At 60.8% G+C, this 12,910-nt stretch carries 7 protein-coding genes; 4 read left to right on the top strand and 3 right to left on the bottom strand.

The genetic code is table 11. The features are described from left to right. Positions 1-673 precede the first annotated feature (673 nt). Positions 674-1,138, bottom strand: a complete 465-nt coding sequence (locus ACH9L7_RS09850; RefSeq protein WP_396610544.1) for a hypothetical protein — start codon at positions 1,136-1,138, stop codon at positions 674-676. Between the two features lie 195 nt (positions 1,139-1,333). Between ACH9L7_RS09850 and ACH9L7_RS09845 the strand changes: the two genes are divergently transcribed. After that, positions 1,334-3,004, top strand: a complete 1,671-nt coding sequence (locus ACH9L7_RS09845; protein ID WP_396610543.1) for an acyl-CoA synthetase — start codon at positions 1,334-1,336, stop codon at positions 3,002-3,004. Positions 3,005-3,257: 253 nt separating this feature from the next. Then, on the top strand, positions 3,258-5,984 hold the full coding sequence (locus ACH9L7_RS09840) for a DNRLRE domain-containing protein (RefSeq protein ID WP_396610542.1): 2,727 nt from the start codon (positions 3,258-3,260) through the stop codon (positions 5,982-5,984). Between the two features lie 30 nt (positions 5,985-6,014). On the opposite strand, the gene ACH9L7_RS09835 is transcribed toward ACH9L7_RS09840, so the two are convergent. Together ACH9L7_RS09835 and ACH9L7_RS09830 are read right to left on the bottom strand one after the other, a co-directional pair. Then, entirely contained in the window at positions 6,015-7,838 is a 1,824-nt protein-coding gene (locus ACH9L7_RS09835; RefSeq protein WP_396610541.1) for a histidine kinase N-terminal 7TM domain-containing protein, read from the bottom strand. A 43-nt stretch (positions 7,839-7,881) separates the two neighbouring features. Beyond that, complete coding sequence (locus ACH9L7_RS09830) at positions 7,882-8,769, bottom strand: UbiA family prenyltransferase (protein ID WP_396610540.1); 888 nt, start codon at positions 8,767-8,769, stop codon at positions 7,882-7,884. 342 nt (positions 8,770-9,111) lie between these two features. Between ACH9L7_RS09830 and ACH9L7_RS09825 the strand changes: the two genes are divergently transcribed. Further along, positions 9,112-9,519, top strand: a complete 408-nt coding sequence (locus ACH9L7_RS09825; RefSeq protein ID WP_396610539.1) for a MoaD/ThiS family protein — start codon at positions 9,112-9,114, stop codon at positions 9,517-9,519. Between the two features lie 297 nt (positions 9,520-9,816). Further along, positions 9,817-12,825, top strand: coding sequence for a methyl-accepting chemotaxis protein (locus ACH9L7_RS09820; protein WP_396610538.1), 3,009 nt, complete (start codon positions 9,817-9,819; stop codon positions 12,823-12,825). Positions 12,826-12,910: the final 85 nt, after the last annotated feature.

Genomic DNA, 12,910 nt, shown 5'->3' with positions numbered 1-12,910 from the left:
ATTCCCGATCGCACGGTGAATGGAGTCGCGGTCATGAGAGGGTAACTCGGTAAACGAGTAGACCTGATCGGTGTCCGAGATAGAAGACTTGTTGACATCGATGTCAACTGAGTATTCGTATCCCGTTGTTTCTACGGGGTCGTGCGTGGTCGCTCGAACGCGATAGAAGCGTGGATTCGGACTCGTGACGGCATACTCATCATGGGGTTGTGGAGAATAGTAGCCACGAGAGGTCGCTTCACCAGTCTCGATAGCTTTGTTCACGATTGCCTTCGAGCCATACGGGAGTCCGTCAATCGGAGTGCTGAATTCGTTCGAAACATGGGAGTCTTGGACTTCGGTCAGCGACAGGCGAGTTCGGTTCTCGCACGACGTTCCCTGAGAGATATTCGTGTGACAGCCAGCAACAGCAACACTGCCTGTGACACCAAGCGCCTGAAGCAGGTGGCGCCGGGACAGTGGGGAGGGCGAGTTCATAATAATTCAATGAATGTTCAGAAAATAAACATGGTGATGACGCCACAGCAGATGGTGATGAAATTCCTGTGTCTAGGGTGCATGAGACCAGAGAATCTAGATGACGGCCTGCTGCACACACCCTCTATATTCAGCACGCCGTTCTTATCATAGCCAGAGGGTTTCAACCGAGCCGACGTTGTCAAACACGACCTCCTCAGTTGCTATCCGAAGCAAACTGAATTTCTTCGTAGCGACTGGTCTCAATTGACCCGCCCTCCTCAAATTCTGTCTTCGCGATAATCGTAACTGGAGTCTCAGGTCGTGACTCGAATGAAAGGGTACCTGCTAGCCCATTCTGCTCAGTCCACTGTTGTTGCCACTGGTCGACAAAATCGTCGATAATCAGATGGACCGTCGTTTGCTTCGGTCCCGAGACGTGGTATCTACCAAAATCGACTCGCGGTGAGACCAGCATCTCCACTGTTTCGTTCTTCTCGACGAGGTCCAGTATGAACACCGTTTGCGTGATGCCAGATGGAACCTCATTTCGGATGGTGGTCGACCGCACGGGGTGATGGGTCGTTTTCTCGGTCTCGCTTTCACCAATCACCCCTGAACAACCCGCGACAGCTATCGAGGAGGACGCAGCGATGCCACGCAAAAAGTCACGTCGACGCATGTCTACTCTGTGAGTTTTCTAGTTAGAAATTTATCACTTGTTATCGGGAAGATTGCAGTTTGTTTCGTCCCCCGCTGGTCGGTACTTCGGTCTCGTCGTAATTCACTGCGTTCGCTCTCGACTAACCACTTCCCCCGCCGTTCACAGTTTCTATCCCGAATTATTATTAAATATTGTTGTGTGGTGACACGTGGAATGGACGAACACAATTTAGCAGACTACGAGGCGGCCCGCGCCGAATTCTCGTGGCAGGACATCTACGATGAGGCATCGTGGGACGCGCCGGAGTCTTTGAACATCGCGCACGAGACGGTCGACCGTCACGCCACCGCGCGGGACCGCGTGGCCCTGTATCAGGTCGGGACGGACGGCGAACTCACGACACTGACCTTCTGGGAGTTGGCCGACCGGTCGAGTCAGTTCGCGAACGTCCTCTCCGAACTCGGTGTCGAGGCGGGCGACCGGGTGTTTTCCTACATGCCGCGGATTCCCGAACACTACGTCGCGCTCGTCGGGACGCTCAAACACGGTGCTGTGTGGGGGAGCATCAACGAGCGGTTCGGCCCTGATGGTATCTCCTATCGACTCTCGGACTGCGACGCGTCGGTCGTGGTGACGACGACAGACAACCGCGACACCATCGCCGACGCGCTCGAAGACGCGCCCAGCGTCGAACACGTCATCACGGTCGACCGCGGCGGTGGCGCGCCCGCGGACGACGTTATCTTCACCCCGACGCTCGACGACGCGAGCACCGAGTACGAGACGGCGAAGACCAGCGGCGAGGACGATGCGCTCCTGTATTACACGTCCGGGACGACCGGGTTGGCGAAGGGTGTCCTCCACAAACAGCGATGGCTGGCCGGTGTCGCCGCAACACAACGGTACGCGGTTGACCTCCAACCCGGCGATATCTACTGGTCCACGGGCGACCTCGGATGGTTGACGGGCGCAATCAACACCCTCGGGGCGTGGTTCTGGGGTGCGTCGCTGTTCGTCTACGAAGGCGAGTTCGACCCCGAAGTGTGGGCCGAACTCCTCGACGACTATCCCATTACGGTCCTGTTTTCGGTGCCCACGGCCTACCGGATGCTCCGCGAAAACGAGTCGGTTCTCGACGATGTGTCGGTCGACCTCCGGCACGCGCTCTCTATCGGCGAACCGCTCAGCGCGGGCGTCGTCGAGTGGGCGGAAGAGACCCTCGGCGTCACCGTCCTCGACACCTACGGCCAGACCGAGACGGGGAACATGATTATCAACAACTACCCGACGATGGAATTGCGTCCGGGGTCGATGGGCAAGCCGCTTCCGGGTATCGAAGCGGAAATTATCGACCCGGAGACGGGCGAGGTTCTCCCACCGGGCGAGACCGGCGAAATCGCCGAACGAGGCGACTATCCGTGTTTCTTCGCCGAGTACTGGGAAAAGCCCGAGAAGACGCGCGCGGCGTTCATCGACGGGCCGGACGGACGCTGGTATCGGTCGGGTGACCTCGCGCACAAGGATGAAGACGGCTACTTCTGGTTCGAAGGGCGCGCCGACGACGTGATTCTCTCGTCGGGGTACCGCATCGGACCGTTCGAAGTGGAGAGTTCGCTCGGCGAACACTCCGCCGTCGCCGAGGCGGCCGTCGTCCCCAAACCGCATCCGGAACGCGGGAACATCGTCAAGGCGTACATCGTTCCGAGCGCCGACGCGACGCCGTCAGAACCACTCACGGAAGACATCCAGAATCACGTCAAATCCGAGTTGGCGGCCCACGAGTATCCACGCGAAATCGAGTTCCGTGAGGAACTCCCGAAGACGGTGACCGGGAAGATTCGGCGGACGGAACTCCGCGACGACACCGGGGGCGTATCGAACTAGGTGGGACAGGCCACTTCACCCCCGCTCTCTGACCGTCTGGGTGCTTTTCAGCCGTAAATTATCAGTTAGTCCATCATATTCGCGAGGCCGAACGGGTGACCTCGTTGACGCCGACAGGACCGTCCTCACGGTCACGGCCGACACCGCAGATTCGTCTGATATTGTTCTCGAAACGAGATGTTCCAGTCCCCGGATGTCTTATGGCACGAGTTACAATGTGTCAAACTCTCGTCGTCCTCACCGAGCAGAGAGTATGAACGAGACGAATATCCCCGAGGGACTAGACGGGCATGAGACGACGGACGTGGGTGACGTACCGTCGTCGGCGGACGTGGACGAGGGCGAATCGACGGACGTGGACGAGGGCGGAACCTCCACTGGCGTCGACCCGCCGGAACGGGGGGCAGAACGACGGGGCGCAGATGGGGCATCATCGGGGCTTGGACCCAGGTTCGACCGACGGACGTTCCTGAAACTCGCCGGGGCAGGTGCGTTCTACACCGGGGTGGCCGGGAGCGAACCGGTACATGCGCAGAGTGGTCACTGGACTATCGTCGCCCTTCCCGACACACAGAAGTACGCGAAGAGTTCGACTCTCATCACCTATGCGCAAGACCAGACAGATTGGGTCGTGAACAACCTCGACGCGGAGAACGTCGCGTTTGTCACCCACGAGGGCGACATCGTGGACGACGGGTCGAACCAGACCCAGTGGGAGCGGATGGACGCCATCGTGGACACGCTCGACGGTGACCTCTCGACGACCCCCGATGGACTCGTCCCGTACGCCACGCCACCAGGTGACCACGACTGGGCGGTCGAGGAAGACCGGAGTTCGTCGACGGCGTACTATCGGCAGTATTTCGGCCAGTCGCGGTACGAGGGTCGGAGTTGGTTCGGTGGGGCCGCGCCGAACGACCTGAGTCACTATCAACTCTTCTCAGCGGGCGGATACGACTTCCTCCACATCGACCTGGAGTGGGAGGCACCGGGTGACGCCAGCGACGCGAGCACGCCCCTCGGATGGGCACAGAGCGTCATGGACCAGTACTCCGACCGGCCGACCATCGTCACGACGCACTCGTACGTCTGGGACGGCAATCCACCGGGTCGGACGACGTTCGTCGAGGAAAACAGCGGCGACGGGAGTTCGGGCCAGGAGATATGGAAAGCGATCATCGAGCCGAATCCGCAGGTGTTCATGGTTCTCAACGGGAACTTCCACGAGAGCTCCGGCTCTGACAACGGTGAGTATCACCAGGTGTCCACCAACGCCGCCGGACGCTCCGTCTACGAGATACTCGCCAACTATCAGGACTACCCGAACGGCGGCAATGGGTGGCTGCGCCTCGTCCAATTCGTCCCAGGCGGTGGGAGCGACGGTCAGGACCGTATCGCCGTCCGGACGTACTCACCGTCGCTCGACCAGTTCGCGACGGACAGCAGTAGCCAGTTCGGGTTCGACCTCGACTTCGCGAGCAGGTTCAGCGGACCCGACTCCACCACGGAGACGGTGACGTTCCAGCAGGGAACAGATGGGTACGCAGGCACCGTCGACACGTACTTGCAGGAGGACAGTCCGTCTGCGAACAATGCCTCGGCGACGACGCTCAACGTCGACAGCGACGACCCGAACGGCACTAACCGAGACGTCCACGCCCTCGTGCGATTCGAGAACGTCGTCGGGGCGGACAGTGGTCAGGTCCCTGTCGGGACGACCGTCACTAGCGCCACGCTGACGGTCCAGACGACAAACAACGGCGACGGAGCGTCGCTCCACCGAATGCTTACGGCGTGGACGGACACGGACACCTGGGAGACGTTCGGCGGTGACGGTATCCAGGCCGACGGCGTGGAAGCTGCGACGAGTACCGACGTGACCACCGGGACCGTCATCGAGGAGCCGACGCCGATAGACGTGACGGCCAGTGTCCAGGCGTGGGTTGACGGCCAGACCAACCTCGGGTGGGTGTTCCTCCCGTCCGGAGACAACGGGTGGGACTTCTACTCCGCCGAGGGGGCGACACCGCCGCGCCTCGACGTGACTTACGAAGCCGAGAGCGGCGACGGCGACGCGAGCGTCGCGGTGACAACCGAGAGTCCCTCGGCGGTCGGCGAGACGACCGCGACGCTCGAAGGGACTCTCACCGACCTCGGTGGCGCCGCCTCGGCAGACGTCTCGTTCGAATACCGCAAAGTGGGTGCGAGCAATTGGGCGACGACCGCAACCCAGACGCTCTCCGCGACCGGGAGCTTCAGCGAATCGGTCGACGGCCTGACCGACGGCGTCGAATACGAGTACCGTGCGGTCGCCACCGCGAGCGACGGGGATACAGCGACGGGGAGTGTCGTCACGTTCACGACGACCGACGACCCGCCAGCGGTCACCACCGGGTCGGCGACGAATGTCGGCGAGACAACCGCCACGCTCGAAGGGTCGCTGGACGACCTCGGAAACGCCGCGTCGGCCGATGTCGGATTTGAATACCGCGAGGTAGGGGCGAGTTCATGGTCGGGTACGACGCCGCAGACTCTGTCGGCGACTGGTGGCTTCAGTACCGCCGTCGACGGACTCGCCAGTGGGACCGACTACGAGTTCCGGGCGGTGGTCGACGCCAGCGACGGAGACACGGCGACGGGGAGTTCGGTCCCGTTCACGACGACCGAGTCCACGAACCACCCGCCAGCCATCGACGACTACACAGTTACCGAACTCGGGTCGCCGAACCCGCACGCCGAGATAATCGCCGATTGGGCGGTCTCCGACGCCGACGGGAACCTCCGCCGTGTGATGGTCGAAGTGGTCGATTCGGGAGGCCAGACCGTCGGCCGGTCGGAGACGAGCGTGGGTGGAACGAGCGCCACCGGCCGGGACGAATTCAAGATAAAGCACGTGCGCGGGGAACGCTTCGACGTGACGCTGACGGTCACCGATTCGGACGGCGCTACCGCGAACGCGACGCAGTCGGTCAGGGAGTAACACTCCTGACGGCGTCGATTCGTCACCCGCTCACCTCTCGTTTGTCGCCTCTGTGTTCTCCTTGCGGTCTTTCGAGTCCGTCTCCTCTCCGCCCGTCTGTTGTCGGCGGACCGGAATTCGGAGGATTGCATCGGTGCCGCCTTCCTCGGTGCGCTCGAACGACACCTCGCCGCCGAGTTGGTCGACGCCCCACGTGACCAACCACAGTCCGAGTCCGCTTCCGTGCTGCAACGGCGTCTCACCGTGTGCTCGGATTGCAACGAGTTCGTTCGGGTTGATACCGGGACCGTCGTCGACGACGTGAATCTCTATCGTATCGTCCAATTCGAACGCCTGTACCCAGACGGTCGGTACGTCCGAGTAGTTGTGGACGACGCCGTTTTCGATGAGTTCCTGCACGACGTTTTCTAACGCCGACGAAGAGACCACGTGCTCGTTCAGCGATGGTTTGACGGTGATGACACACTCGGGATGTTCATCCTCGACCGCGTTGGCCGCACGCTGTAGTTGCTTCTCGACTGGGACGAGTTCTCCCTGTTGATTTTCGGCGATGCTCTCTTGCAGCGTCGCGAGTTTTTTGGCCTTCTCGCTGATGTTGACGAGGGAGAAGGCGCGGTCGCGAACGATTTTGGCGTATCGGCCCGCTCTGTCGGTCGACCCGTTTGCAAGCGCTTCGGTGACGAGGTCGGCATACCCGAAGAGCATGTTGGCTTCGGTCCGGAGGTTGTGTCGAAGGACGCGGTTCATCACTTCGAGTTGCTGCATGTTTCGACGGCGGTCGGTCACGTCGCGGAAGACGAGCGCGCTCCCGATTGGGCGACCGTGATGGTCGGTGAACGTGCTTGTCAGGAGTTCGAAGTCCCGTTGGCTCTCACCGAGTTTGACCGCGACGTTGCCGACGTTCGTCTGCGTGGAGTCGGTGCCGCTTATGATATCGCTGATTGGGTGTCCCTTGAGGGTCTCGGCGGGGCGCTCCAATATCTCCTCTGCCGTCTTGTTGAGGGCGATGACGCGCCACTTCGTGTCGGTCACGACCACCGCGTCGGCCATCGACTTGACGATGCGTTCGCAGGCAATCGCCCGCGGGACCGGCCGCGACCCGAGCAGGTCGTAGCGACTGAGCGCGATGGCGTACGAGAGTCCCGCGAAGGCGAACGCCGCGGGCGTCATATCGATGGCAGCACCGTACAGTTCGAGCAACGTCGTGGCGAAGTTCCCGAGGACAGGCATCAGCGTCCCGAGGATGAGCGTAACCGCCTGCAGTCGATAGACTTGCGGCATGTCGAGCATGGTCCGAAAGAGAACGAGCGCACCGGCAAGCCAGAGCAAGTAGCTGTATCCGAGAATTACCCAGTACAGTGGTCCCCACTCGTGCTGCATCATGGTGATTACTCCGTTAGCCGTGGAGACGACCTCGGTTGTCGTCCACATCAGGTGGTGAGCGGGGTTGGTCCAGACGGCGATTAACGTGAGCATCGGAAGAAACGAGATAACCATGAGCGGCCCCGGTGCCGTGTATCGGTCTCGTCCGGTGTACGAGAATGTGAAGACGAACCACGCGATTGGTGCGACGAGGACGCCCGCCCACTCGATATTCGCCACCAGAAGTTTGAGTCCGATATCTGAGACGAGGAGTTCGATGAAGTAGCCAATCGACCACAACCCGCTCGCGGCGGCGAGCACACTCAGCCCGGTCGCACCCGGTGTCTTCCGATTACGCCACGTGTACACGGTAACGCCGATGCTGATGGCGCCCGAAGCAAGCATCAACAGGAGAACGGCAGCAACGACTGTGGCCGGTTGAGAAATAAGGAATTTCTCCCACAGGGTCACCCCACCGACGTTCGTACTCACTATAGTGACTTTCTGTTCATTCGACAAAAGCGTATGTGAATGATTAAATGGGCAAAATCATGCCACTAGACGTTGCGACGATGATTCCCAGCACCATCAAGACACCCTCACCGTCTCTGAGCGTGCAGAGTCGTTCGACAGACCGAGTCGTTCCGGTGAGCGCGTAGGTAATCCACACGGAGTAGGCGATTGCCGGGAGGAGCGCAATTGGTGCCCAGCGTGGGATGTACCCGAGCCACGCGGCACCGGCGATAAGCCCCACAGAGAACAGTTCCATCGTATAGAGAATCAACTGGGTTCGACGAACGCCCACGACCGTCGGAAGCGTCGCCACTCCGTTTTCGCTGTCACCCTCGACATCTCGGACGTTGTGGACCTCGACCGAAATCGCCGAGCGGATGAAGAACCACACCGCAGCGACGAGCGCCCCGACGACGTAGGTTGACTGACCCGCCGCAACCGCCAGCGGGACGAACGCGACGAGGACCGCCCACGCGAGAGCGACGACGGTCGTATTGACCAGGAAGATATCTTTGAGCCGGTCGGCAGAGGGTATCGGAAGGAGTGGTAAACTGTAGAAGACGGCGACGACGCCGGGGAACAGCGTCAAGCCGAGACCGTATATGCCGCCGCGTTGAATCGAGAGTCCGAGCGCGACGACGATGGCGAGTGCCGACAGACCGGCGTAGAGTCGCGGGTGGGCCGCGACGAAGGCGGTCCGACCGGCGTAGTTCGCCTCGTCAGCGTCGAGGTCCGCGAGTTTGTCGAAGTTGTAGATGCCCACGGTAATGAGGAATCCGACGAGGAGCGCCGCATTCGGGGGAATTCCCGCGAGAGACGACGCGACGTATATTTCTCCGATGGTGGCCACACCGAGGAACACCGAACTGTGCACGACCGCTGCGTAGAGTCGTTTTGGTACAATTTGCATTATATCTAGACTACGATTTGACAAGAATTAGTTATGTGGTGGCCTCGGTTCATGTGCGAGAGATTCTCTCACGTCGATTTTCGAACGAATATCGATTGATGGGGCAGGGTTACCGTCTCCAAAATGACCTCCTCGGTAACCGCTCGAATTCGAACAGTTGGAGTCGTGGATTTGCCAACCGTCAGGGGAGTCGTACTGGACAGTGTTCGATTCGTTACTGTCTGCCTTCAGTCGGTTATCAGTCTACTTCGCTGGGTTATCCACGGCCTTCGGTGTCTGCCCACACCGACATCGAACGTGTTCGGGAGGCCACTCATCTCTCGTCGCGTGGTATGCGGGTATATGACGGGGAACGCGAGCGAGACAGCGGAAGCGACTGACAGTGAGTCGCCGCAGACGACTGTCGAAGTCGGATGTACCGGTCACGTCAGGACGGCACTCGGGACACACCAACTCGAATTTGCCTTCGACGGCGAGACGCTTCGCGAGTTCCTCGACGCGTTCTTCGAGGAGTACGACGTGCGCGACCTCGTGATGGCCAAGCGGGAGTCGGACGCGACGACGCCCGGATGGGCCAAGACCGACCGTCTCCCCGGAACCTGGCGGAAGAACCCGGAAGGCGAACAGACGCGTGCGTACGCGAGGGTGATGGTCAACGGCCGATTCAACGAGCTACTCGACGGTCTGGACACGCGACTCGAAGACGGCGACCGAGTCGCACTCGTTTACCCGTTCATGTTCTGCTGCTGAACGATGCCACCCGACCCGTTGTGATACCACGACCCGTACCCCCAACTACGTCCCGTTGTATCACCAAACATGTATTGTGTTTGACTTGACCGTATAACACAATACTGATTGCCCAAGAACGCTCGTCCCCTCCTGTTAGTGACTAGCATTTAACAGTGTGGTTATCACCGAGTATAATCGGGGCGTGGAGTTTAACATCTCTATTTTTGAGTGTGGTGTATGGCGTGTTGCGAATCGGACTGCAAGAATTGCGGCCTCACGGCGGGGAAATCAGCACATAGGACAGTGTGATTACAAATGAACATCAGGACGAAGCTAATCGCGCTGTGTCTCGCACTTTCTCTCATCCCAGTGACGGTTATCGGGGTGGCGGGAATTTACAACATGCAGCAAGTTGGGAATTTCGCACAAGACCAGAGTGCGACCCATCTCGAGACGCAGATAACTGGTGAGTTGAACAACACCGTGGATGCACGGCAAGAGGAGATACAGGCCATCCTCGACTCGCGGGAGGTGGACGCACGGGCGCTCGCGGACTCGACGCAGGTGCAGAACTACGAGGCGGCGAGTGCTGGTGAGATGAAACTCATCCAAGAGCAAAGCCAGACGCAACTGGGGTACATGGCGCTGCAACTCCACAGCACAATCGAGAGTACGCAGCAGACGATTCTCGAAGAGCAGTACAACGGGAAGAGTTGGGAGGAACTCACCCCGGAACAACAGCGCCAGGTGGAAGCAAAAGTCGAAGCGACGCTCGCCGGAACGAGTGGTGACGGAACCCGCCCGTCCGGGACTGTCTACAACACGTTCCAACCCGGCTACATCGGCGACAGCGGCTACGCATACATCATCGACGGGGAATCGAAGGTCGTCATCCACCACGGCATCGAAGACGGCTTCGACCTCGAAGACGACGCGAATCTGCTGGTGTTCGAGGACGTCCACTCGCGAATCGAGGGGACGCCGGCCATCAGACGCGGCGACGCGTGGGGCATCGCCGAGTACGACTGGGAGGACACCACGCAGGACGGCAACCCGGTCGAAGAGAAGTTCATCGCCTACACCTACTACGAGGATTTCGACTGGGTGCTCGCACCAAGCGTCTACTACTACGAACTCCAGACCGCGGCGGTCGAAGACGCAGAACGCGGTATCGCCGACTCGTTCCGGACGTATCTGCAGACCCGCACGGTGCAGGTCAACGGCGAGGAACTCCCGGTGTTCGACACAATCATCCTCACCGACGAAACCGGCGAGGGAGTCATCAAAGCGACGCGCTCCGGTGACGTTGTCAAAACCGAATCGGCCAGCGGAGTGACCTATGCGGATTCCGAGTGGTTCGGTGCCGCGGAGTCACTCAAGAAAGGGTCCGTCCACGTCGGCCCAGTTCGGGATGTTGACGGCAAGGCGCGGGCTTACGTCTCGACGCCAGTGTACCACGATGGGAGTTTCGCTGGCACCATCGCCTTGCGGTTCAACTACGACGTGCTCGATGCGCTCTTGAGCGACATCACGGTCGGCGACTCCGGCCGTCTGAGCATCGCGAGCGGCGGTGAGGTTCTCATCCACTCCCACGGAGAGTTGGTCGGCGCAGAGACGGACATCGCGGGACAGGAGTACATTCGTTCGGGTGGGAAGGGGCTCGAAACCCACGCCATCACCGACGAAGGCGGCACGGAACAGCGCTACTACGTCGGCTACGCGCCCCTCACGTTCGGCGACAGTCGGTACGAACTGGTCGCCACGGTTCCGGAATCGGACGTGACGGCTCCGAGTGCGGAACTCGGCCAGCAGGTGCGCGACCAGACCGCGTCCGCTCGGAACATCCTCCTGTTGCTCATCGGCGGTATCATCGTGGCGGGAGCGGGTGCCGGGTACGTCGCTTCGAACCACTTCTCCGAGCCGATTGAACGGCTCAGAGACCGGGCGCTGTTGCTCGCACAGGGTCGTTTCGACGGCGACGTGGATATCGACGCGGGCGACGACGAACTCGGCGAACTCGTCGATGCGTTCGACGAGATGCAGGCAAACCTCCGCACGCAGGTGGCTGAACTCCGCAGCGTGGGACAGAACCTCGGCGACGGGAGGTTGAACCAGACTGTCCGAACCGACCTCCCCGGCGAGTTCGGTGCCATCATGTCGGACCTCGCCGACGGCATCGAGAAACTGGAGCGTGGATTCGTCGAAGTGCAAACGGTCGCAGACCAGTTCGCGGCGGCGAGCAACGAGACGGTCGCGAGCGCCGAAGAAATCGAAGCCGCGAGTCAGGAGACCGCGAAGTCGGTCGAAGAGATTGCCTACGGCGCAGAACAGCAAGCCGAGCAACTTCAGACGGTGGCAGGCGAGATGAACGACCTCTCGGCGACCATCGAAGAAGTCGCAGCATCCGCCGACGGCGTGGTCCAAACGGCGAACGTCGCCGCGGAACTCGCCGACCGCGGCCGCGAAAACGCCACTGGGGCGACGCGCGAAATCTCCGCCATCGAATCCGAGGCTGGCGAGGCAGTCGAACAGGTCGAAGACCTCCGGGCGCAAATCAACGAAATCAACGAAATCGTCCAGTTGATTCAGAACATCGCCGAGCAGACCAACCTGCTCGCGCTCAACGCCTCCATCGAGGCGGCACGCGCGGGCGAAGCGGGCGAGGGCTTCGCAGTCGTCGCAAACGAAATCAAGTCGCTCGCGAACGAAGTCGGGGCGGCCACCGACGATGTCGAAGCGCGCATCGAGTCCATCCACGCGCAGACCGACGAGACGGTCGGCGACATGCAGGAGATGCAGACAAACGTCGAACGCGGGGCCGAAACCATCGAACAGGCCATCGAGATGTTCGACGATATCGCCGACGCAGTCACCGAAGCCGAACACGGCGTCGAAGAGATTTCCGAGGCGACCGAAGACCAAGCGGTCACCACCGAGGAGGTCGTTTCGATGGTCGACGAGGTTTCCAGCGTGAGCGAGGAGACGACGTCGCAGACCGCGACGGTGTCGGCGACGACCGAAGAACAGTCTGCGGCCATCAACGAGGTCAGACGGAACATCGAGGACGTCTCACAGTCGGCGCAGTCACTCCGTGACCTCGTGGACGAGTTCGACGTGGACGACGGGAGCCACGGCAACGACTACGATGGAGACCACGGCGGCGACTACGATGGAGACCACGACGGCGACTACGATGGAAGCCACGACGGCGACGACGATGCAACTCCCGAAGCAGACACCGATTCCACTCGTTCGGGCTCCGAGGCCGAACGCGAATCCGACCCTGCCGTCGCCGACGGTGGAGAATCGGCCGCACACGAGTAGCGCCACTCACGCAGATTCGAGGCGGAAGCCCACGACTAAAGTCGTGGGTCACTGCCGTACGTTTACGGTTTGCCACCTCGTAGTT

It is taken from the genome of Haloferax sp. S1W (genome assembly GCF_044593955.1).
Taxonomy (GTDB): domain Archaea; phylum Halobacteriota; class Halobacteria; order Halobacteriales; family Haloferacaceae; genus Haloferax.
This window is presented reverse-complemented; position numbering and strand designations above follow the sequence as displayed.